Origin of the sequence: Microbispora sp. GKU 823 (genome assembly GCF_002027145.1) — a bacterium.
In the GTDB taxonomy this organism is placed as follows: Bacteria; Actinomycetota; Actinomycetes; order Streptosporangiales; family Streptosporangiaceae; genus Microbispora; species Microbispora siamensis.
In genome coordinates this window covers 1-22,138 of record NZ_MWJN01000031.1, presented here as the reverse complement: position 1 = coordinate 22,138, position 22,138 = coordinate 1, and the positions used below count along the sequence as shown (strand labels likewise).

General features: G+C 71.7%; 21 protein-coding genes and 1 pseudogene. 6 read left to right on the top strand and 16 right to left on the bottom strand.

The annotated features are described in order from the left end of the window. Nucleotide 1: 1 nt before the first annotated feature. A complete protein-coding gene (locus B1L11_RS18205) occupies nt 2-814 on the bottom strand; it encodes an alpha/beta fold hydrolase (protein ID WP_079315596.1) in 813 nt (270 codons plus the stop codon). 9 nt (nt 815-823) lie between these two features. Then, nucleotides 824-1,402: a GNAT family N-acetyltransferase gene (locus B1L11_RS18200; protein ID WP_079315595.1), complete on the bottom strand. Its 579-nt coding sequence runs from the start codon at nt 1,400-1,402 to the stop codon at nt 824-826. A 286-nt stretch (nt 1,403-1,688) separates the two neighbouring features. Between B1L11_RS18200 and B1L11_RS18195 the strand changes: the two genes are divergently transcribed. Further along, nucleotides 1,689-2,324 carry a DUF4328 domain-containing protein gene (locus tag B1L11_RS18195; protein WP_256862670.1) on the top strand — a complete coding sequence of 212 codons (636 nt, stop codon included), beginning with the start codon at nt 1,689-1,691 and terminating at the stop codon, nt 2,322-2,324. A 21-nt stretch (nt 2,325-2,345) separates the two neighbouring features. Here B1L11_RS18195 and B1L11_RS18190 read toward each other — a convergent pair whose 3' ends face one another. From B1L11_RS18190 to B1L11_RS18160, 7 genes are all read right to left on the bottom strand, one after another. Then, on the bottom strand, nt 2,346-3,005 hold the full coding sequence (locus tag B1L11_RS18190; protein ID WP_079315593.1) for a response regulator transcription factor: 660 nt from the start codon (nt 3,003-3,005) through the stop codon (nt 2,346-2,348). After that, the gene (locus B1L11_RS18185; protein WP_256862657.1) at nt 3,002-4,105 is read right to left on the bottom strand and encodes a sensor histidine kinase; all 1,104 of its coding nucleotides are present in this window, start codon (nt 4,103-4,105) and stop codon (nt 3,002-3,004) included. Before B1L11_RS18185 ends, B1L11_RS18190 begins: the two co-directional genes overlap by 4 nt. Continuing rightward, entirely contained in the window at nt 4,081-4,809 is a 729-nt protein-coding gene (locus tag B1L11_RS18180) for a hypothetical protein (RefSeq protein WP_079315592.1), read from the bottom strand. The genes B1L11_RS18185 and B1L11_RS18180 overlap by 25 nt, the downstream gene beginning before the upstream one ends. Nucleotides 4,810-4,892: 83 nt before the next feature. Beyond that, the gene (locus B1L11_RS18175) at nt 4,893-5,498 is read right to left on the bottom strand and encodes a response regulator transcription factor (RefSeq protein ID WP_079315591.1); all 606 of its coding nucleotides are present in this window, start codon (nt 5,496-5,498) and stop codon (nt 4,893-4,895) included. Continuing rightward, nucleotides 5,495-6,652 (bottom strand): sensor histidine kinase, encoded by a 1,158-nt coding sequence (locus B1L11_RS18170; protein ID WP_218671182.1) that lies wholly within the window; start codon nt 6,650-6,652, stop codon nt 5,495-5,497. The genes B1L11_RS18175 and B1L11_RS18170 overlap by 4 nt, the downstream gene beginning before the upstream one ends. Nucleotides 6,653-6,662: 10 nt before the next feature. Next, entirely contained in the window at nt 6,663-7,388 is a 726-nt protein-coding gene (locus B1L11_RS18165; RefSeq protein ID WP_079315589.1) for an ABC transporter permease, read from the bottom strand. Beyond that, nucleotides 7,385-8,296, bottom strand: a complete 912-nt coding sequence (locus B1L11_RS18160) for an ABC transporter ATP-binding protein (protein ID WP_079315588.1) — start codon at nt 8,294-8,296, stop codon at nt 7,385-7,387. Before B1L11_RS18160 ends, B1L11_RS18165 begins: the two co-directional genes overlap by 4 nt. Nucleotides 8,297-8,453: 157 nt before the next feature. Here B1L11_RS18160 and B1L11_RS18155 point away from each other — a divergent pair, with 157 nt between their 5' ends. After that, nucleotides 8,454-9,452, top strand: coding sequence for an ATP-binding cassette domain-containing protein (locus B1L11_RS18155; protein WP_079315587.1), 999 nt, complete (start codon nt 8,454-8,456; stop codon nt 9,450-9,452). Further along, the gene (locus B1L11_RS18150; protein ID WP_079315586.1) at nt 9,449-10,294 is read left to right on the top strand and encodes an ABC transporter permease; all 846 of its coding nucleotides are present in this window, start codon (nt 9,449-9,451) and stop codon (nt 10,292-10,294) included. Before B1L11_RS18155 ends, B1L11_RS18150 begins: the two co-directional genes overlap by 4 nt. A 1-nt stretch (nt 10,295) precedes the next feature. Here the strand turns inward: B1L11_RS18150 and B1L11_RS18145 are convergent, their stop codons facing one another. From B1L11_RS18145 to B1L11_RS18135, 3 genes are read right to left on the bottom strand one after another with little or no spacing between them, the layout of a single operon-like run. After that, nucleotides 10,296-13,517: an AAA family ATPase gene (locus tag B1L11_RS18145; RefSeq protein WP_079315585.1), complete on the bottom strand. Its 3,222-nt coding sequence runs from the start codon at nt 13,515-13,517 to the stop codon at nt 10,296-10,298. 60 nt (nt 13,518-13,577) lie between these two features. Continuing rightward, the gene (locus B1L11_RS18140; protein ID WP_079315584.1) at nt 13,578-14,378 is read right to left on the bottom strand and encodes an alpha/beta fold hydrolase; all 801 of its coding nucleotides are present in this window, start codon (nt 14,376-14,378) and stop codon (nt 13,578-13,580) included. 21 nt (nt 14,379-14,399) lie between these two features. Continuing rightward, nucleotides 14,400-15,044, bottom strand: a complete 645-nt coding sequence (locus tag B1L11_RS18135) for a dihydrofolate reductase family protein (RefSeq protein ID WP_079315583.1) — start codon at nt 15,042-15,044, stop codon at nt 14,400-14,402. Nucleotides 15,045-15,142: 98 nt separating this feature from the next. Between B1L11_RS18135 and B1L11_RS18130 the strand changes: the two genes are divergently transcribed. Then, the gene (locus B1L11_RS18130) at nt 15,143-15,640 is read left to right on the top strand and encodes a helix-turn-helix domain-containing protein (RefSeq protein ID WP_079315582.1); all 498 of its coding nucleotides are present in this window, start codon (nt 15,143-15,145) and stop codon (nt 15,638-15,640) included. A gap of 7 nt (nt 15,641-15,647) precedes the next feature. Continuing rightward, nucleotides 15,648-16,334 carry a cyclase family protein gene (locus B1L11_RS18125; RefSeq protein WP_079315581.1) on the top strand — a complete coding sequence of 229 codons (687 nt, stop codon included), beginning with the start codon at nt 15,648-15,650 and terminating at the stop codon, nt 16,332-16,334. 9 nt (nt 16,335-16,343) lie between these two features. Here B1L11_RS18125 and B1L11_RS18120 read toward each other — a convergent pair whose 3' ends face one another. The 3 genes from B1L11_RS18120 to B1L11_RS18110 form a co-directional block, all read right to left on the bottom strand. Then, nucleotides 16,344-18,257 carry an acetoacetate--CoA ligase gene (locus B1L11_RS18120; protein WP_079315580.1) on the bottom strand — a complete coding sequence of 638 codons (1,914 nt, stop codon included), beginning with the start codon at nt 18,255-18,257 and terminating at the stop codon, nt 16,344-16,346. Between the two features lie 62 nt (nt 18,258-18,319). Next, the gene (locus B1L11_RS18115; RefSeq protein ID WP_256862656.1) at nt 18,320-19,243 is read right to left on the bottom strand and encodes a serine hydrolase; all 924 of its coding nucleotides are present in this window, start codon (nt 19,241-19,243) and stop codon (nt 18,320-18,322) included. After that, a complete protein-coding gene (locus B1L11_RS18110; RefSeq protein ID WP_079315579.1) occupies nt 19,240-20,187 on the bottom strand; it encodes a LysR substrate-binding domain-containing protein in 948 nt (315 codons plus the stop codon). Before B1L11_RS18110 ends, B1L11_RS18115 begins: the two co-directional genes overlap by 4 nt. A gap of 108 nt (nt 20,188-20,295) precedes the next feature. Between B1L11_RS18110 and B1L11_RS18105 the strand changes: the two genes are divergently transcribed. Beyond that, entirely contained in the window at nt 20,296-21,843 is a 1,548-nt protein-coding gene (locus B1L11_RS18105; protein ID WP_079315578.1) for a penicillin-binding transpeptidase domain-containing protein, read from the top strand. Between the two features lie 85 nt (nt 21,844-21,928). On the opposite strand, the pseudogene B1L11_RS18100 reads toward B1L11_RS18105, so the two are convergent. Beyond that, nucleotides 21,929-22,138, bottom strand: a pseudogene (locus B1L11_RS18100) (hypothetical protein); the annotation flags it as partial.

The window sequence follows — 22,138 nt, the reverse complement described above, 5'->3', positions numbered from 1 at the left end:
CTCACCCGGCGAGGCGCTCGTTCACACGGTCGAGCCATTCGGCGACGAACGCGGTGAGCAGCCCGGTCTGCTCGTGCGGCAGCGCGTGGCCGGCCCGGTCCAGGACGGCGTACGTGGCATGCGGATACCGCTCCACCAGATCCCACGCACCGGCGTACCCCACCGTGGCGTCCTGCCGCCCGGCCAGGATCAGGGTCGGGCCCGTGTACGGAGACCCGTCCGCGGAAGCGTGGCTCAGCCGCCACTGTTCGAACACCCGCCCCAGACCGTCCCGGTCGACGAGCGGAATGGCCGGGGCGACGTACTCCCGGAACCGTTCGAGAGTGGCAGGCGTCTGCACCACGAAGTAGTCCCGGAACTGGGTCTGCTCGGCCGGGCTCAGCACATCGGCCACGTCGACCGAGGCGTGCAGCACCGCGTGTGCGGGCACGTCACGCGACTCCTCGCCAAGAGGGCAGATCAGCGCCAGCCCAGCGACCTGAGCCGGACGCCGCTCCGCGATGCCCCTGGCCAGGTACGCGCCGAACGACTGGCCGACGATCACGAACGCCTCGTCGCCGACGACCGCGTCGATCAGACCGAGTAAGAGATCGAGGACGTCGTCGGAGCCGCGCAACCAGTCCGGCACCGGAGTGCGGCCCATGCCGGGCAGGTCCGGATAGACGCGCCGATAACCCGGCCGGTCACGGAAGAGCGGCTCCAGGGAGCCGACCATCTCGCGATGATCCACCCCCGCTCCGTGCAACGCCACCACGGGGAGTCCGCTGCCGTGCTCGACGTAATGCACCGCTGCGCCGCCGACCTCTGCCTCCATGCCGACAACTTAACCAAGCGTGGCCGCTTGGGAAGCGAGCCATTGCTCTCGGCTGATCGCGTACTCGACCTCACCGAGATCACTGCCGGGCAGCGGTTCCTCCCAGTCCAAGTGGAACGTACGGACGTGCCGCATGCCGATCGCCGTCATCGTGGCGCGGGAGGCGGTGTTGACCGCCATGGTTTCGGCGAAGACGCGGGTCAGCCGGAGGTCTTCGAATCCGTGGCGGAGGAGCTCGCGGGCTCCCTCGCTGGCCAACCCCTGACGCCAGTAGCGACGCAGGAGCCGGTATCCGAGTTCGGCCTGCCCTTCGACCGGGCCCTGGTCGGCTCGCGCAGGCGGCTCCAGAAGCCACCAGCCGACGAACTGCCCGTCCACGAAACCGGCCCAGAAGCCGAGCCCCGCGACGCGGTCCGCGGCGGCGAGCCGCTCGCGATGAAGCACCTCCACTTCCTCGCGGCTGCGTGCACGGCCGGTGAGATAGCGCATGACCTCGGGGTCGGCGTCCAGTTCGACCTCGTGCTCCAGGTGTTCGTCGGACAGCGGAACAAGCGTGATGCGGTCGGTACGCAGGATCGGCTGAGACATGAGGGCGATTCTCGCGCTCGAGCCGCGTGCCGGTCATTCGCTTTTCCCGGGGACGCCGGCGATCGCGGCGCGGCGTCATGGCCCACCGGCCGCAGCATGGCCGGACGCCGTCGTCCGGCTACGGCGATATTCCGAAACCATTCCAGGAGAGAAACGCGAACGGTCGATTTTGCGCCCGGTATCGGACGATTAGTTGTCGGCCTATTGTGAGGAGTCCTTTGTGTATTCCACACCACCGCCTGCGCCGCTGCGTCCGATACGAAGTCTGGGGACGGCGACCGTCGTGATGCTGGCCGTCGATTCTCTGGTGTACGTGATCGCCTCCGTCATCGACGTGCAGCGGGTCGTGCTCATCGACAGGTTCCTGGCCGACAGCGATGCGGTCCCCATCCGCGACCTCCAAGCCAACGACGCACGGTATCTCATATCCGGCCTGGTGGAGAGCGTCGCCTTCGCCGCTACCGGGGTCATGTTCCTGATCTGGCTGTTCCGGGCCCGGGCGAACGCCGAGATCCTGAGCCCCTGGCCGCACCGGCGCGCCAAGCCCTGGCTGATCTTCGGATGGGTCGTCCCAATCGTCAATTTCGTATTTCCAAAACAAATCGTCGACGATATCTGGACGTCGTCCAAGCCCGGCGCTATCGAAGAGTCCGCACACTTCACGACCGCCCGCCGGGCCGCCCTGGTCTGGGCCTGGTGGCTCGCGTGGCTGGTCACCGGACTACTGGCCACAGTGGGGCGGCGGACCTATGCGAATGCCGAGGAAATGCCGGCCATTCGGAATGCGGCCGTTTTCGACATCGTCGGCAACGTCCTGTCGATCGCGACGGCCGCCCTGGCCATCGCGATCGTCATGACGATCACACGCTTCCAGGAGGACCGCCGCGAAGCGGCGGCATGGGGGTGGACGCACGCGGCGTAACGGGCACAACCATGCGTCCGCTCATCCGGCCCGGCCGGACTCGCCGGCGTCCCGGACCAGCAGGGCGATCTGAACCCGGTTGGTCAGCCCGAGCTTGGAAAGCGAGCGGCTGACATGTGTCTTCACCGTGGTCTGCGTCATGCCGAGTTCGCGGGCGATCTCGGCGTTGGACAGTCCGCGCGCCACCGCCCGGACGACCTGGCGTTCGCGTTCCGTCAGGACGGCCAGGCGTTCACGCGCGGCGCGCACGTCGGCCGCCTGCTGTCCGGCGAAGGCGTCGAGCACCCGTCTGGTCACCGTGGGCGAGAGCATCGCGCTGCCCTCGGCCACCGCGCGTACGGCCGCGATCAGGTCGCGGGGCGCGGTGTCCTTCAGCAGGAACCCTGCGGCCCCGGCGCGCAGCGCGCCGTAGACGTACTCCTCACGGTCGAAGGTGGTGAGCATGACCACCTTCGGCGGATTCGGCGACCGGTTGATGTGCTGGAGCGCGGTCACGCCGTCCATGCGAGGCATGCGTACGTCCATGAGCACGACCTGCGGCCAGTGGCGGGCGACCGCGTCGACCACCTCCGCGCCGGTCTGGGCCTCGGCCACCACCGCGATGTCACCGGCGGACTCCAGGATCATCCGGAGACCGGTCCGTACGAGCGCCTCGTCGTCCGCGATGAGGACTCTGATCATTTCGGCAGCCTCGCCCACACCACGAACCCGCCGTCGTCGGCCGCCCGCGCGCTGAATTCCCCGCCGAGCAACTCGACCCGTTCCCTCAGCCCGATGAGTCCGAGCCCGCTTCCCGGCAGGGAGGGCACAGGCCGTACGGGCGGCGCGTTCCTGACGGTGACCTCCAGGGCGGCGGGAAGGTGGCGCAGCGTCACGCGGGTGGCGGTGGGACCGGCATGCTTGTGGATGTTGGTGAGCGCCTCTCGAACGACGAGGTAGGCGGTGTGCTGCGGCAGCACGGGCAACGGGCCCGTCGTGCCCTCCTCCCGCATCTCCACGGGTACGCCCGCGGAGCGAGACTGCTCGAGCAGCGAGTCGAGGTCGGCCAGGGTCGGCTGCGGGTGGAAGCCTTCGCCCTCCTTGCCGCCGAGGATGCCTAGGGCGGTCCTGAGCTGGGCCAGCGCCTCCTTGCCCGTCGTCCGGATCAGTTCGGCTTCCTGGGCTGTCTTGTCGTCGGGGGCGTTGACCTCCAGTGCGCCCGCCCGCAGGACCATCAGCGAGACCCGGTGCGCCACGATGTCGTGCATGTCCCTGGCGATACGGGCGCGCTCATGGGCACGTGCCTGCTCCGCGCGGGCCGTCTGCTCGCGTTCCAGCCGCTGCGCACGCTCGCGTAACGCGGCCACCACCTGCCTGCGGGCGTCGGCCCACAGTCCCACCGCCAGCGGCAGCCAGACCAGCGAGGGCGCACCGCCGAGGGCGGAGGTCAGGTCCTCGCCCGGTTGCGGCACGACCGCCACCGCACTCGCCACCACCACGTAGCCCGGCAGTACGGATGGGCGTCTGAGCGTGGTGGCCGCGAGGTATGACGCCACGCCCAGCAGCAGTGCGGGGGGCGTGAACAACGCCTCCGCCGTCGCCAGCCCGAGCAGGGCCCATGTCGACACCTTCCACGCCGCGACGGCGGCCATCAGCCCGATCGCGATCGCGGCGAGTCGGGCGTACGGCTGCGCGTGCGGCAGCACGGCGGGGAACGCCGCCGCGCACCAGGCCACGACCGGCAGGGTCCATGGCGCCAGCCGTGTCTCCCACACCCTCATCTGTGCCGCCACGCCGTCCACAGACCCACGCTAGAACGCAACGGCGGGGCTGTCCGGCCACGCAGCAGACCGGCTCCCAGCGGCACCAGCGCCAGGCACAGCAGCGCCGACGAGGCGACCCCATCCCACGTGCTGGCTTTGAGCACACCGCTCCAGAGGGTCGCGGAAGCGAGGAACAGGACAAGGCGGATGAGCCCGAACGTCCCCGCGCGGAAGGCCGCCGCGCCCAGCAGTGGCACGCCGAGGTACCAACCGAAGGCCGCCGTCACGGGAAGTCTCCAGGGCCCGTAGGAGATCTGCGGGTAGATGTCCATCACGATCCTGGTCGCCTGGTCGACGCCGACCCGATCGACGAGTTGGAAGGCCGTATGGTCGACACCGGCCCAGTACAGGCGCGCGAACAGGCTCACCACCACGAGCGCGCCACCGGCGAGGGCGAGCCGCGGTGACCGCGCGGCGGCGACGCGGGCCAGGGTGACGAGAGCGAGGCACAGTACGACGGCGCCGGCGGCGAAAAGCGCGTAACCGGCCGTGACCAGGTCCGGATGCTGCGCGTACGCGGCGAGTTCCTTTGGCCCGTCGAACTCCGCGCCGGCCAGTCGCGCGGCCTGTGCCGGAGTGAAGGTCGCTGCCGTGACCGCCAGATGGCGGGTGGTCAGTCCGGCCAGCCATACCAGCGGTCCAACGACCAGTGCGGCGCCCCCAATTACGGACGAGTGTGACATGGCCGCAATGCTGCGAGGGATCCCGCTCGGCCCGCATCCTCCCTTCGGCGCACGCAGCGCCTCTTTGGAGGCGGGGAGACGGCTCAGAGCCAGCCGTGCTCGTCGGCTATCCGTGCGGCCTCGGCGCGGGTGCTCGCGCCGGTCTTGCCGATCGCCGCCGACAGGTGGTTGCGTACGGTCCCCGCGGATAGGTGCAGGCTCCGCGCTATCTCCGCCACGGTGCCGCCCTGCCGGGCCGCGCGCAGCACGTCGCGCTCCCGCGCGGTCAGCGGGCTGGATCCGCTGGCGAGCGACTCGGCGGCCAGGGCGGGATCGACCACGCGCAGGCCCGCGTGGACCCGGCGCACCGTGTCGACCAGGTGCTCGGGCGGCGCGTCCTTCACGACGAATCCCGAGGCGCCGTTCTCCATGGCACGGGCGAAATAGCCCGGCCGCCCGAAGGTCGTACAGATCACCACCCGGCAGGACGGCAGCGCGGCGCGCAGGTCGGCGGTGACCTCCAGGCCGTCTCTGCCCGGCATCTGCACGTCCAGCAACGCCACGTCGGGAACAGTCCGCCGCGCGGCCTCGACGACCTCCTCGCCCGAGCCGACCTGGGCCACCACCTCGATGTCGGGCTCCAGCGCGAGCATCGCCGCCAGCGCGCCGCGTACGAGCGCCTGGTCGTCGGCGAGCAACACCCTGATCATGCGCGGCTCGCCCGCAGCCGGAAGCCGCCCGCGGGCAGCGGGCCCGCCTCGATCCGCCCGCCGACGGCTCGCAGCCGTTCGGCCAACCCGGAGAGCCCGTTGCCCGGCCCCGCCGCGTGCTGCCCCGCCGTTTTCTGCCCCGTGCCGTTGTCGCGCACCTCCAGCCAGTCGTCTCCGAGCAGCACCTCGCACCGCGTCGCACCGCTGTGCCGGATCACGTTGGTGACCCCCTCCCTCAGGACGTACGCGAAGGGCTCGGCCAGTTCGGCCGGGACGTGGTCCGCGGACGGCGGGAGGATCGGGCTGATCCCGGCGGCCCGCAGCGCGGCGCGGGCCCCCGCCAGCTCGGCGGCGAGGGAGGGACGGCGGCGGCCGGACACGGTCAGGCGCACCTCGCTGTGCGCCTGCCGGGACAACCGCTCGACGTCGCGCAACTCGGCCAGCGCGCGTTCCGGGTCGCCGCCGCTCTCCAGCATCCGGCGGGCCAGGCCGGTCTTCACGGTGATCGTGGTCAGGCTGTGCCCGAGCACGTCGTGGAGGTCCCTGGCCAGCCGGTCGCGCTCCGCCGCCGCGGCCAGCGCCGCGATCTCCTCGCGGGCCTGGCCGAGCTGGACGACGAGCCGGATCAGCAGCGTCACGGCCACCGGGATCACGATCCCGGGGACGAGCCCGCCCACATGTCCCCAATGGACGGGACCGGGGGCCATCCAGTGGGCGAGCACCTGAACCACCCAGGTCGCCAGCCCGAGCAGCACGCCCCAGCGGGCCGGGAGCAGCCAGGCCGCCACCGCGAGCACGAAGCCGAACACGCCTGCGTGGCCGAGGTAGAGCGGGCCGTTGCGCAGCAGGGCCGCGACGACCGCCAGCGCGAACAGCGTCCCGACGAGCAGGATCCGCCGCCGGGGCGGCAGGCGAACCCCGGCGACCATGGCGCCGAGCCAGCCCGCCGCGTACAGAAGCGTGACGACTCCGATCGCGATCCGCACCGCCACGCTCTCCGGCCAGATCCCGTACGGTCCGAGCGCGTCCCACAGCGGCCAGAGCAGGAGGAGCGACAGCACGACGACGCCGCGGATGTGAGCCGTACGGGAGGCCGGCCGGGCCGGGTTCCACACCGGCCAGGCGGAACGCCCCCATACGCCCTGCTCACCCACGTCAGTCACCCTAGGCCCGCGCGGTGTCGCGGCGATACCGGACGGCCACGGCGGCGCCCAGCACGAGCGCGTACAGCGTCAGGACCAGCGCGGCCTGCCCGCTGCCACCGTCGCTGCCATCGCCGAGCGCGGCGGCGTGCCCGACCTGCGCGAGCCAGTAGCTCGGCAGGACCTTGGCCACCGTCGCGAGCGCCTGCGGGAACGTGCTCACCGGGATGAACAGCCCGCCGACGAAGCTGAGCACCAGCACCACCGCCCCCTGGTACGCCTGCAGGTTCTGGGCGGTGGCGAACTGGCCGATCAGCAGGCCGAGCAGGGCGAACGGCACCGTGCCCGCCCACACGCCGAGCACGACCACCGCCCATCCGCCGGGAGACAGGTGCACCCCGCTGACAAGCGCGGCGACCAGCGACACCCCGGCCACCGGCGGCAGCGCCACGACCATCGCCACCGACGCCTTGGCCAGCAGGTAGCCGCCGCCGCTGAGCGGGGTGAGCCGCAACTGGCGCTGCCAGCCGATCGCGCGCTCCACCGCCGTACGGGCACCGACGTCGAGCGCGGTCTTCACCGCCCCGAACGCCGCGACGCCGCCCATCACGTACGACGCGGGAGCCCCCTGGTCGGCGAAACGGTCGGCCATCAGCAGGTAGAGCCCCACCGGCAGGGCGACCGCGAACAGCAGGAACTTGGCGTCCCGCAGGGTCCGCCTGATCTCGAACGCGAGGTATCCGGTCATCGCACGGCCTCCGACGCTCCGGTCAGGCGCAGGAACGCGTCCTCCAGGCCCAGCGCGCCGATCTCGACGTCCCGGACCTCGGGATAGCGCGTCAGCAGTTCCCGTACGACCAGGTCGGAGTCGGTGCAGCGCAGTTCGGCCCGGCCGTCGCGGACGTGCGCCGCCGCCACGCCCGGCAGTGCGCCCAGGTCCTCGGCGCGGGCGCCGGGCACGGTCGCGGTCACCGTACGGCCGGACACCTCGGCCATGACCGCGGACACCGGGCCGTCGGCCGCGACGCGGCCCGCGTGCATCAGCACGACCCGGTCCGCGTACGCCTCGGCCTCCTCCAGGTAGTGCGTGGAGAACAGCACGGTGCGGCCGGTCTCGGTGAAGGCGTGCATCGACTGCCAGAACTCCCGCCGGGCCGTCACGTCCATGGCCGCCGTCGGCTCGTCGAGCACCAGCAGGTCCGGGCCGGGCACCAGTGCCATGGCGAACCGGACCCGCTGCTGCTGGCCGCCGGACAGCCGCGCGGCCCGCCGGTCGGCGAGGTCGGCCACCCCGGCGCGGCTCAGCGCCTCCTCCACCGGCAGTGGGGCGCTGTGGAGGGACGCGATCAGCGTCACGGTCTCCCCCACGGTCACGTCGTCGAGCAACGCGCCCTCCTGGGGCATCACGCCCACCATGCCGCGCCGCACCGCTTCGTGGGGAGACGCGCCGAACACGGCGATCTCCCCGGCGTCCGGACGGGCCAGCCCGACGACCATGTCGATCGTGGTGGACTTGCCCGCGCCGTTGGGGCCGAGCAGCGCCACCACCTCCCCCCGGCCCATGACCAGGTCGATCCCGTCGACCGCGCGGGTCTCGCCGTACGTCTTGCGCAGCCCCGTCACGGAGAGGGCGGGGGCGCCGTCATGAAGGTTCATACGGCAAGCCTCCGCCGCCGCCCCGGTCCGGACCTCCGCCGTCTGTCACGACCCGGCCACGACAGATGTCACGGCCGCTAGATCGGATCTAGCGGGCGCCTGCCCCGGATCTGGCGCCTCTCAGGTGAACGTCTGGACGGAACGGAGACGACAGATCATGCGGGACCGGACACCAGGGCTGGCGATAGAGACATCGGGCCTGGTCAAGACATTCGGCAAGAACCGCGCGGTGGACGGGCTCGACCTCGCCGTGCCCGCGGGCACGGTGTACGGCGTGCTCGGCCCCAACGGGGCGGGGAAGACCACCGCGGTCAAGATGCTGGCGACCCTGCTGCGCCCGGACGGCGGCGAGGCCAGGGTGTTCGGCCACGACGTGCTGCGCGAGCCCGACGCCGTACGCAGCCGGGTGAGCCTGACGGGCCAGTACGCCTCGGTGGACGAGGAGATGACCGGGATGGAGAACCTGGTCCTGCTCGGCAGGCTGCTGGGCCACCGGAAGCCCGCGGCCAAGGACAGGGCCATGCGGCTGCTCGAGGCGTTCGGGCTGACCGAGGCCGCCGGTCGGCAGGTCAAGAACTACTCGGGCGGCATGCGCAGGAGGCTGGACATCGCGGCCAGCATCCTCAACACGCCCGACCTGTTGTTCCTGGACGAGCCCACGACCGGCCTCGACCCACGCAGCCGCAACCAGGTCTGGGACATCGTCAGGATCGTGGTCGCCCACGGCACGACCGTGCTGCTCACCACGCAGTATCTGGACGAGGCCGACCGGCTGGCCGGGCGCATCGCGGTCATCGACCACGGCAGGGTCATCGCCGAGGGCACGCCGGGCGAGCTCAAGGCGTCGGTCGGCTCGGGGTCGGTGCACGTACGGCTGCGAGACGCCGCGCAACGGCCCGAGGCCGAGCGGGTGCTGGCCGGGGAGCTGAAGACCCAGATCCACCTGGAGGCCGACCCCGTGGCCCTGACCGCCCGCATCCCCGGAGAGGACGCGGACGCAGGTGCGGAGCGAGCCTCGCGCGCCCTCGCCGCGCTGGCATCGTCCGGGATCGTCGTGGACGACTTCTCCCTCGGCCAACCCAGCCTCGACGAAGTCTTCCTCGCACTCACCGACAGGGCTCTCACGGACAAGGAAATGGAGGAGACGGCGGCATGAGCGCCACGACCACCGAGACCGGCACGTCCTTCGTCCCCGCGGCCGAGACGCTGGGCGCGGTGCTGGACCCCGGGGCACGCCCGCCGCGCCCCAGCGCACTATCGGCCTCGCTGACGTTCGGCTGGCGGGCGATGCTGAAGATCAAGCATGTGCCCGAGCAGCTGTTCGACGTCACCGCGTTCCCGATCATGATGACGTTGATGTTCACCTACCTGTTCGGCGGCGCGCTGGCGGGCTCGCCGACGGAATACCTGCAGTTCCTGCTGCCGGGCATCATGGTGACGAGCGTCGTGATGATCACGATGTACACCGGGGTAGAGGTCAACAAGGACATCGAGAAGGGCGTCTTCGACCGCTTCCGTACGCTGCCGATCTGGCGGCCGTCGACCATGGTCGGCTACCTGCTCGGCGACGCGTTCCGCTACACGATGGCGGCGACGGTCATCCTCGTGGTCGGCCTGGTGCTGGGCTTCCGCCCGCAGGGCGGGGTCGTCGGCGTGCTGACCGCGATCGCGCTGCTGGTGGCCTTCTCGTTCGCGTTCTCGTGGATCTGGACGATGTTCGGGCTGCTGCTGCGCAGCGAGAAGTCGGTGATGGGCGTCAGCATGCTGGTGCTGTTCCCGCTCACCTTCCTCAGCAACGTCTACGTGGACCCGCAGACCATGCCGGGCTGGCTTCAGGCGTTCGTCGGCGTGAACCCCATCTCCCACCTGGTCACCGCGGCGCGTTCGCTGATGGCGGGCAGCCCGGACACCGGGGAGATCACCTGGGTGCTGGTCTGCGGCGCGGTGTCGATCGTGGTCTTCGGCACGCTGACCATGCGCCTCTACAACCGCAAATAGGTCACAGGCGCCAGGTGACCTCATGCTCGGGCTGGTAGCGGCAGGTGGCGCCGGTGGAGACGGCGGTGCGCAGATGGGCGGCCATCGCGGGATGAAGCCGGTCGAGCTTGCGCAGCACGTCACGGATGCGGGCGGTGACCGCCTTGCGGGCGCGCTCCGCCTCGTCGCCGAGGCGACGGTCTCGCCCGCCGAGCCCCGAGGCGGAGCGCAGTTCGGCCAGCAGGGCCGCCCGCTCCCTGTCGAACTCCGCCGCCCGGCCGTCGTCTCCCCGCTCGGCCGCCCGGTCGATCTCCTCGTCGAGCAGGGCGAGCCGGCGCCGGTATCGCGCCTTGGCCTCCTCGTCGAGGACGGCGTCGCCGCCCATCCCCCGGGCGGCGACGACGAGTTCCCCGCCCTCCGGGTCGAGCAGCCGTACGGCGGGCAGGTCGGCCCCGGGGTGGCTCAGCAGGCAGTGGAGGTCGCGCAGGCCCTTGGCGTCGGGCAAATGAACGGTGTGGCCGCCGAATCCGAGCGTCCAGACCGCGCCGTCCCGCCGGAACTCGGCTCCGCAGCGGCCATGCACGGGCGCGCATTCCCTGAGACGCACCCGGCGGACGCGCTCCACGATGTGCTCCATGCCGAGCCGGTCCGCTTCGCCCTCCACGTCGTCAAGCAGCTTCCCGGCCTCATCCGCGTCGTCAGGACGGCCCCGCCGCAGCAACGCTTCCGCGAGATGCGCCCGCGCCTCGACCGACCACGGGCGGGCGAGGAGCAGGTCGGCGGAGTGCCAGGCGGCGGTGAACCCGTCGATCGCCTCGTCCCAGCGTTCCTGCGCCGCGTCGATGAGAGCACGCAGGAGGATCACCGGGCCGCCGATGTCCCAGCCGTACATCGACACCGCCCAGTTGCCGAGGTAGGGGTCGAGCTCGGCCCTCGCCTTGTCGCACAGCTCCGGGTCGCGCGACCACGCGGCGACCATGGCCTGGAACCGCAGCCACAGCGGCTGAATCGAGCGCCGCGGCTCGCCTCTGGCCATGGTGTCGCGCAGGTGGCGCAGCGCGGTCGCGCCGTCCCCTCTCCGCAGCGCGGTCATGGCCTCCAGCAGGCCCGGACAGGGGTGCCGGCTCCTGCGCAGCGCACGGTGGATGTCGTCCAGGTCGTCGTCGCGGCCCTGGAGCATCCGCACCGCCCAGCGGTGGTGGTCCAGCATGTACGCGAAGTGGTCGTGCCCGTGCTCGAACCCGGCGAGCTCGTCGAGCAGGGTCTCCGCCTGGCCGAAGTCGCCCGTGAACGCGGCGATGATGCTGCGGTCGCTGGCCGTGGCCATGTCGATGCGCGGCAGGTCGGTGCGGCCGCCGAGCGCGACGAACTCACGGAACTGGGCGAGATAGGCGGGATCGCCCTGCTCCAGCAGAGCCACCCAGCGCAATGCGGCGGCGACGCTCTCCATCTCCACATCGCCCGTGCGGTGGGCCAGAGTCAGCAGCTCTCCGGTGAGCGCCACCCTCTCCGAAGCGGTGCCCGGGCCCCAGATGGCGTCGTGGAAGGCCCACAGGCTGAAGGCCAGCGCCTCGTCGTCCTCGCCTCGCCGGGCGAGCAGCGCCACATGGATGGCCAGCTCCCGCGCGAGGTGGTCGAGGGAGAGCTCCTCGTCGAGAGGCCGGCCGTCCCGGACCAGCTCACCATGTGCCTCCCGCAGCAGGTCGGCGCCCAACGGGCCGCCGTCGCCACCACAGACCGCGTAGACGGACAGCGCCACCCGCGCGACCAACTCGGACTCGCCGGTCTCCCGCGCGACGGCGGCCGCCTCCTCGAACGCACGCCGGCCGCTGTCGCGGTCGTCCCCGTGGTAGAACTCGCGGCCGAGTTCGAGTGCGATCAGGACATGCCGGCGCGGCTCTCCGGCGACGGCGGCCAGGTCGAGTGCCCTGCGGTAGTGCCCGAGCGCCTCCTCGAAGGCCAGGCGAGCGGCGGCGTCGCGGGCCGCGGCGAGCAGCCGGTCCGCCGCGTGAGCCGGCTCGACGTGGTCACCGGCGAGGTAGGCGTGCCTGGCCAGGTCGGCGGGGAGCACGTGCTCGGCGAGGCCGGGCGACCGGTCGACGGCCTGGACGACCGCGGCGTGCCGCCGGGACGCCGCCTTCTCGTCGAGGGACTCGTAGAGCGTCTGGCGGACCAGGTCGTGCGCGAACGCGAACGCCTCTCCGCCCCGCGCCTCCCCACCCCGTGCTACCACGAGCCGGGCGGCCACCGCCTGGTCGAGCAGCCGTTCCACCTGGAGAACGGGAGCGGCGGCGACGGCGGCCAGCACCTCGCGATGGAACTCGCGCCCGAGCACCGCGGCGGTGACGAGAAGGTCCACGACCGGCGCGGGCAGCAGGGAAAGCCGGCGCAGCAGGGTGTCGCGGACGCCTGGAGCGATCGTGGTGACGGAACCGCCGCTGCGCCACAGCCGCGCCGTCTGCTCCACGAAGAAGGGATTGCCGCCGGTGCGCCGGTGCACCTCGGTGACGAGGTCGGCGGACGGGTTCCGCCCGGCGGCGCGGGTCATCAGCGCGCCGACCTCCTCGCGTTCGAGCCCGGTCAGGGGGACCGTCGTCGCCCGCGCGACCAGCGGCAGCACGAGGGGCCGCAGCGGATGGTCCGCCGACTCCACCTCCACGTCGCGGTAGGTGCCCACCATCAGCACCCGCTCGAACCAGGTGTGCTGGGCCGCGAACTCCAGCAGCCTGAGCGACGCGGCGTCCGCCCAGTGCAGGTCTTCGAGCACCACCACCAGGGGACGGCTCTGCGAGACCGCCACCAGCGCGCTCGTCACCGCGTCGTACAGCCGGAAGCCCTCGGCCACGTCGGCGCTCGGCGACTCGCCGAGCAGCGCGGCCAGTTCGGCGCCCGCCGCTTCCTCGGCCGCCGCCCACTCCCCGGGCGCGGCGCACCGCCGCAACCCGCGCAGGATCTGCACCCACGGCCAGTAGCCCGGGGCGCTGTCGGAGTCCCAGCACGATCCGCTGAGGACCAGCGCGCCCAGACGCCTGGCCTCCTCGGCCGCGCTGGTGACGAGCGTGGTCTTGCCGATGCCGGCCTCACCGGCGACCAGCGTCAGGCCGCCGTGGCTGCCGACCGCCCGTTCGATCTCGGCGCGCAGCATCGCGGCAGGATGCTCCCTGCCGATCAGCCCAGTGCCGATCAGCCCAGTGCCGATCAGCCCAGTCCTGGCCAGTTCAGTGGTCGCGCCGTCGATTCGCATGCCGACTCGAAGTTATCCGCCGGCTCCGACAATTTCCGGCGTCCGGAGCGGGCATACGGCTCAGCCGAAGAACTTCGTGAGGATCTGCGCCAGCGCCGCCGGCCGTTGCAGCACCGCGTGGTCCTCTCCCGGCATCACCAGGAGTTCGGCGCCGGGCACGGCCGCCGCGACGGCCTTCGTCCCCTCCGCCAGGTTCGGCGCGGTCTGGTCGCCGTACACCGCCAGCACCGGCACGCCGATCCCGGCGAGCCGGTCGAACGGCATCACCTGCCAGGGCGCGCTGACCAGCACGTCGTACGGCAGGCTGGGCGCCTTGTCGGCCAGGAACGCCCATTCCTGCCCGGCCTTCATCCCGGCGATCGCCTCGGTCGGGACGCCGACCACCTCGTGGAGGAACAGCTCCACCGCGCCGTCACGGTCGCCGGCGGCCACCAGGGCCTTGAGCCGGTCGTAGATGTCGGCCGCCGGCCTCGGCTGGTTCTCGTCGGCGCAGTACGGCGGCTCGTAGACGGCCACCCGGTCGATCGGCAGCCCGCGCATGGCCCCCTCCAGCACGAGGACGGCGCCCGAGGAGTGCCCGAACACCGAGGCCCGGCCGCCCACGTGCTCGATGACGGCCGCCAGGTCGTCGACCTCGTTGGCGACCCGGTAGTCGTCGCTCTTGTCGTCGCTGCCCACCCGGCCGCGCCGGTCGTAGGTCACGACGGTGAACGCCGGCGCGAGTTCGGCGCCGAGCCCGGCCACGGTCGAGCGGTCGTTGAACGCGCCCCCGACGAGGATCACCGGCGCACCCTGGCCGGTCGTGTCGACGGCGAGGGTCGTGCCGTCCCTGGACGTGATGTTCTCGGTCTTCTCGGTCATGTCTGTCAGCCTTCCAGGGGGTCAGCGTCGTGTGAAGGTCATGTGGGTGACGCCGCTCGGGGTGGTCACCGACTCGATCCGGAATCGCTTCTCGAGCCCTTCGAGCCCGTCCCACAGGCGTTCGCCGCGGCCCAGGATGATCGGGACGACGGCGATGTGCATGTGGTCGATCAGGTCGGCGGCCAGGAACTGCCGGACCGTGCTCGGCCCGCCGCCGATCCGCACGTCGAGATCGCCCGCGGCCTCGCGCGCCTGACGCAGCGCCTCCTCCGGGGTGGCGTCGATGAAGTGGAACGTGGTGCCCCCCTCCATCTCGACCGAGGGCCGGGGGTGATGGGTCAGGACGAAGACCGGCGTGTGGAACGGCGGGTTCGGCCCCCACCATCCGGTCCAGTCGTGGTTCTCCCACGGGCCGCGCTGAGGGCCGAACTTGTTGCGGCCCATGATCTCCGCGCCGATGCCCGCGTCCCACGTACCGGTGACGGCGTCGTCGACCCCGGCGCTCCCGCCGGTCTTCCCCTGCATGGCGTGGAAGGTCTGGGTCGCGAAGAACCATTCGTGGAGCCGCCCGCCGGCGTGACCGAACGGCTCGTCGAGACTCTGACCCTCGCCCGTGGCGAAGCCGTCCAGGGAGACGGAGAAGTTGTGCACCCTGACACGAGACATGGCTGATCTCCTGTTTTCGGCCAGTGATTGCGGATTGCAACCACTGAGAATGAGCGTAGACTAGGTGGTGGCAAAACGCAATCAGTTGGAGGTCGGCCATGCGAGACGAGCCGCGGTCGGGGTGCGCGATCAACGCGGCGGTGGAGGCGCTCGGAGACAGGTGGAGCCTCATCGTCCTGCGCGACGTGATCTTCGGCGGCCGCCGGCACTTCCGTGACCTGCTCGCCAACTCGGAGGAGGGGATCGCGTCGAACATCCTCAGCAGCCGCCTCAAGGCCCTCGTCGCCGGAGGTCTCCTGACCCACGAGGACGCGGGGCGAGGGCGCCGCGGGACCTACAGCCTCACCGAGGCGGGCATCCAGACGATTCCGGTCATGGTCGCGCTCGGCTCCTGGGGCCTGCGGCACCGTCCGACGACGCCGGAGCTGAGCATCCGGGCGCGGCTGCTGGAGGAGGGCGGCCCGCCCCTCTGGGAGAACCTGATGGACGAGCTGCGCGAGACCCATCTGGGCATCCCCCGCCCAGACCCCGACCGCCCGCGCGCGTCCCAACTGCTGCAGGAGGCGTACGAGCGCGTCCTGGCTACGTCATCCTGACCACGTGATGTTCGAGAATCAGCAGCACCCGCGCGCCCGTGTCGTCGAGCTCAGTCATGTGGTCCGGCACGGCATGGTCACCTATCCCGGCCTGCCCGCACCGGAGATCACCGATCACCTGACGCGCGAGGATTCGCGCGGCCGGTACGCTCCGGGCACCGAGTTCCAGATCGGCCGCATCACGATGGTGGCGAACACCGGCACGTACCTCGACACGCCGTTCCATCGGCTCGCGGAGGGCGAGGACCTTGCCCAGATCGACCTGTCCCGGCTGGTCGACGTCCCCGGCCTGCTGATCGACGTCTCCGGCTCCCCCGGGCGAGGCATCGGCGCCGACGCGTTCGAAGGCCACGACGTCAGGGGGCGCGCGGTCCTGCTGCGTACGGGCTGGGACAGGCACTGGGGCGGCCCGGCCTACGGCGACCCGGAGCATCCCTTCCTGACGGCGGAGGCGGCCGCCCTGCTCGCTGAGCGGCAACCGGCCGTCGTTGGCATCGACAGTGTCAACATCGACGACATGGCGGACGGGCTCCGCCCGGCCCATACCGCCCTGCTGACCGCGGGCATTCCGATCATCGAGCACATGCGCGGACTGGAACGGCTGCCGCACACCGGGTTCCGGTTCCACGCGGCGCCCGTCGCCGTGTCCGGTATGGGCACCTTCCCCGTCCGCGCGTACGCCCTCGTCCCCTGACCGCCCCGTCTACTGCTGCGGCGCGAAGTGGGTGAGGACCTCGGGGTTGGCCATGGCGTCGGGGTTGGCGGCCTTCTCCACGGGAGTGCCGAGCAGGATCTTCCGTACGGGGACCTCCAGCTTCTTGCCCGACAGCGTCCTCGGGATGCCAGGGACCACGTGGATCTCGTCGGGCACGTGCCGGGGTGACAGCTCGGTGCGCAGGGCCGTACGCAGCCGGGACGTCAGCTCGTCGGACAGGGACGCGCCGTCGGCCAGGGTGACGAACAGCAGCAGCCTGCCCTCCTGGCCGAGCTGCCCGGTGTCGATGACGAGGCTGTCGGCGATCTCCACGAAGCGCTCCACGACCCGGTAGAACTCGCTGGTGCCCATCCGTACGCCGCCGCGGTTCAGGGTCGAGTCGGAGCGGCCGTAGATGACGCACCCGCCGTCGGGGAGGATCTTGATCCAGTCGCCGTGCCGCCAGACGCCCGGGTAGTCGGCGAAGTACGACTCCCGGTAGCGGTCGCCCGAGGGGTCGTTCCAGAACATGACCGGCATGGACGGCATGGGCCGGGTGATGACGAGCTCTCCCACCTCGCCCACCATCGAGGCGCCCGCGGGGTCGAAGGACTCGACGGACGCGCCGAGGCAGCGGCACGGGATGACGCCGGCCCGGATCGGCAGCAGCGGCACCGCACCCACGAACCCGGTGCACACGTCGGTGCCGCCGGAGAACGAGCCGAGCTGCACGTCGGGCTTCACGTCCGAATAGACCCACGCGAACCCCTCGGGCGGCAGCGGCGAGCCGGTCGAGCCGATCCCGCGCAGCCGGTCGAGCCCCTGCGGCTTCACCCCGGCCTTCATCGACGCCATGATGTACGGCGCGCCGGTGCCGAAGTACGTCACGCCCTCCTCGGCGGCGAGCCGCCACAGGGCGCCGGTGTCGGGGTGGGCCGCGCTGCCGTCGTACAGCAGGACGGTGGACCCCACCAGCAGGCCGCCGATGAGGTAGTTCCACATCATCCAGCCGGTGGTGGTGTACCAGAAGAACACATCGCCCTCGCCGAGGTCCTGGTGGAAGGACAGCGACTTGAGGTGCTCCAGCACGATTCCGCCGTGGCCGTGGACGATGGGCTTGGGCAGGCCGGTGGTGCCCGACGAGTACAGCACCCACAGCGGATGGCCGAACGGCACCCGCTCGAACTCCAGCGGCGCTGTCTCGGCGCGCAGGTCGTCCCAGCTCAAACCATGATCGGGCGCGTCGGCGCCGAGCGCGGGGATCCAGACGGTGGCCTGCAGCGTCGGCAGCTTCCCGGCGATCTCGCGCACCACCTCCGACCGGTCGTACGCCTTGCCGCCGTAGCGGTAGCCGTCCACCGCGACCAGCACCTTCGGCTCGATCTGCGCGAACCGGTCGGTCACGCTGGGCGCGCCGAAGTCGGGCGAGCACGAGGACCAGATCGCCCCCAGCGAGGCGGTGGCCAGGAAGGCGATGAGGGCCTCGGGGATGTTCGGGACGTAGGCGGCGACCCGGTCACCACGCCCGACGCCCAGCCGTACGAGCCCCGCCCTGACGCGGGCGACCTCCTCACGGAGTTCGCCGAGCGAGTACTGCCAGCGGCTGCCCGATTCGTTGCGGAAAATCACCGCCGTCCGGCCGGGGTGGCCGCGCAGCGCGTTCTCGGCGTAATTCAGGGCCGATCCCGCGAACCATTCGGCGTCCGGCATCGTTCCCTGGATGACGGGCCCGTCGCCACGCGTACCGACCACACCGAAGTAGTCCCATATGGATGTCCAGAAGTCGGCCGGAGACTCGACCGACCACTTCCACACGTCCTCGTAGTCCCCCGTACGGCCCAGTCGTTCCATGTAACGGGTGATCCGGGCCGCACGTACGACGTCGGGCGTGGGTTCCCAGAGCAGAGCGCCTTCCTCGACCATGCCCCCATCTTTGCCACGCTTGAGCCGCATGTCACCCTCCCCGCCCACATAGAAAGGGTCTGTCATATGTGGGTTCTGAGCTGGTCGATCGCCATCCGGGCGGCGGCCCCGATCGCGGCGTCGGCCCGTGGCTGGTTCTGCGCGGTGCTGAGCGACCGGGTGAACACGGCCACGGCGTAGCGCCCGCCGTCCGGATACTCGACCACCCCGACCTCGTTGCGGAGCGTGGGCAGCGTGCCCGTCTTGCCGCTCACCGCGACGTCGTCGAACGGGAACCCCGAGGCCAGCCGGTGCGGCCACACCTGCAGGGCCATGAGGCGGCGGATCGCCGCGCAGGAGGCCGCCCCCGCCGCCTCGTCCCGCCAGATCATGGCCAGCAGCCGGGTCATCTCACGCGGCGTGCTCCGGTTGCCCAGCGCCGGATCGAGCGCGCGCAGCCGCGCCACCACCTCGGGGTCGGTGCATGCCTGGGTCACGTCCGACTGGTCCGCCACGCCCGCGTCCACCCACAGGCTGGTGAGCATGTCGCGGCAGTTCTGCACCACCCGCGTCGCCGTCAGCCCGAGGCCGTCGAGCAGCGTGTTGACCGCCTCCCGGCCCACCCGGGAGAGCAGCACGTCGGCCGCGGTGTTGTCGCTCACCGCCATCATCAGGTACGCCAGGTCGCGCAGCGACAGCGTGGCGTCGTCCAGCATCGCCGCCAGCCCGGTGCCCCCAGCCGTACGGTCCTCGGCCGGCACGCGGACACGTTCGCTGAGGTCGAGCAGCCCGCGCTCGGCCTGGCGGTGCAGTTCCAGCAGCAGGGGCACCTTGAAGACCGACGCGAGCACCACCGGCTCGTCGGCCCGCAGCCCCACCTCGCGCCCGTCGTCGATGTCGACGGCGTGCAGCCACCCGGTGACGCCGGCGCTGCGGAACACCCGCTCCACAGGATTCATGCCGTGGTTCATGCCGTGGTTCATGCCGGGGTTCATGCCGGGGTTCATGCGAGGAACCCGGTCGCGGGGCGCGGCGCCACGCGCGGCGCGGGCGGCAGGCCTTCGTCCACCATGCCGGCGTTCTCTTTCAGCACCTGTACGGCCACGGCCGTGAAGTCTCGCACGTACGGCCCCGGCTCGGTCCGCCAGGCCGGGGAGCAGCGCCAGGCCAGGGGCGTTCCCGCGAGGGGCCGCCACACCACCCCCGGCACCTCAGCGGGGGCGCCGAACGCGACGGCCGTGCCGGACAGGACCAGGCCGAGGGCGAACTCGGCCCGGTCGGTGCAGATGATCTCGGCGGGGACGAAGCCCCCGCGGCGGCACGAGGCCAGGGTGTCGTCGTACAGGCCGGGCTCGGCGTCCCGGGGGAACAGCACCAGGTCTCGCCCGGCCAGGTCGCCGAGGTGCACGGTCGCCCATTCGATCAGCTCGTCGCCCTCGGCCAGCAGAACGCCCGGATGCCGGACGAGCACCGGCCCGTACGCGAGCCCGTTCGCCGCGACCGGATGACGCAGCAGCCCGACGTCGAGCCTGCCCTCCAGCAACGCCGCGACCTGCGCGGCCGTGCCCATCTCGGTCAGCGACAGCCGTACGTCGGGGCGGCGGTCGCGGAACCCCGCGATGAGCGCGGCGAGCACGGCCGCGCCGAGGTCGGCGGGAACGCCCGCCCGCACGACCGCCGCGTCGCCGCGCGCCAGGTCGGACATGAGGTCACGCATCCGCTCGACTCTGGCGACGATCTCGCGGGCCTCGGGCACCAGCAGCCGTCCCGCCTCGGTCAGCGCCACCCGGCGGCTCGACCGCTCGAACAGGCGCACGCCCAGCTCCTCCTCCAGACGCCTGATGCGCTGGCTCAGCGGCGGCTGGGCCATCCCCAGCCGCGCGGCCGCGTTCCCGAAATGCAGCTCTTCCGTCACAACCAGGAAGTAGCCGAGATGCCGGACCAAGTCCATGAGCTGGGAGCATATCGGAATCGCACATGAAGCACGTTGATATCCATATTGGACATACTTCCGGCTGGTCTGCTGCTCTTGGCGTGCACTCGACTCGAAGGGGGACGCATGCGAGAGCGAAGGCGCTGGCCGTACGTCACGGCGGCGGTGCTCGTGCCGGTGGTGGCCGCGGGGGTCACGGTGTGGGCACTGCGGACGAAGGGATCGCCCGAGGAGACCGCGCGGGACTTCCTCGCGGCCTGGTCGCGCTCGGACTACGCGGCGATGCGCACGCTCGCCGCCGACCCGCCGGCCGGCTTCGAAAGCACATATCGCCGCTTCCACGACGACCTGAAGCTCACGGGGCAGCGATTCCAGGTGACGAGCGTCCAGGACGACACCGTGCGGTTCCGGGCCCGGCTGACCGGCCCGCTGCCCATCGCGTACGACGGGAGGCTTCGCCTGGTCGAGCGCGACCGCGCCTGGAAGGTGGCATGGACCCCGTCGGCCATCCACCCTCGAATGACCGACGGTATTCGGGCCAAGCTCACCACCGTGCCCGCCGAGCGCGCCCCGATAACCGCCGCCGACGGCACCCGCATCGACACGCCGGACACGCCCGGCTCCGTGCAGCAGATCGTCGAGGGGCTGCGCGAGCAGTACGCCTCCCGCCTGACCGGCACCGCCTCCGCACGGGCCGACCTGGTCGACAGCCGTACGGGGTCAAAGGTCGTCACGCTCGCCGAGGGCGGGTCGAAGCCCGGCAAGCCGCTGACGACCACCCTCGACCTGCGGGTGCACCGGGCGGGGGCGCAGGCCCTGGAGGGCGTGGACAAGCCCGCCTCGCTCGTCGCGCTGCGCCCGTCCACGGGCGAGGTCCTCGCGGTGGTCAACAAGCCGGGCGGCTACAACCGCGCTCTGCTCGGCACGTACCCGCCCGGCTCGACCTTCAAGATCGTGACCGCCTCGGCCCTGGTCGCCGGTGGCGTCACGCCCGGCCAGACCGTCGAGTGCCCGGCCGAGAAGACGATCGGCGGCTTCCCGTTCCACAACGCCGAATTCCACGACTACGGCACGCTGCGCTTCGTCGACGCCTTCGCGCATTCGTGCAACACGACGTTCGGCGACATGGCGGTGCGACGCCTCGGCGCTGACCGCCTGTCCAAGGTGGCCGCCGACTTCGGTTTCGGCGCCAGCATCAAGATCGGGGTGCCCGCCGTGGACGCCGCCTTCCCCGTGCCGCATGACGACACCGACCTCGCGTCCGCCGCCATCGGCCAGGGGCGCGTCCTGGCCAGCCCGCTGAACATGGCCGCCGTCGCGGGCGCCATCGCCGCGGGAACCTGGCGGCAGCCCCGGCTGGTCCCGGCCTCGCTCGTCCCGGAGGGCGGCACGCCCCCGCGCGCGCTGGAGCCCGCGGTGGTGTCCGCGCTGCGCCATCTCATGCCCGCCGTCGTCAGCGAGGGCACCGCGAGCGGCATCTCCTTCCCCGCCGGTACGGCCGGCAAGACCGGCACAGCCGAGTACGGCTCGGCCCAGAACGGCGAGAACCCTCCCACACACTCCTGGTTCATCGGCTACAACGGCGACCTTGCCTTCGCCGTCGTGGTCGAGGGCGGCGGCACCGGAGCGCAGGTGGCGGCCCCCATCGCGGCCCGCTTCCTCCAAGCTCTGTGATCTCGCAGCACGGTGATCTCGCAGCACGGTGATCTCGCGTGGTCCCGCTGCGCTGTGATCTCGCCCGTCGCGCCGCCCGGTCGCCTCACTCCCGCAGCCGCCTCGTGCGGGTCCGGTGGTAGGTGAAGGCCCAGCGGTCGGTGCCTTCCTTGCGGCGGGTGTAGCGGTCGGGGTGGCGGTAGCGGTCGCGGTTGTGGAACTGGCAGGCGGGTCCGAGCAGTTTCAGGTCGGTGAGGCCGCCGGTGCTCCAGTTGTCGGCGTGGTCGATCTGGCACATGGTGGCGGGTAGGGGGCA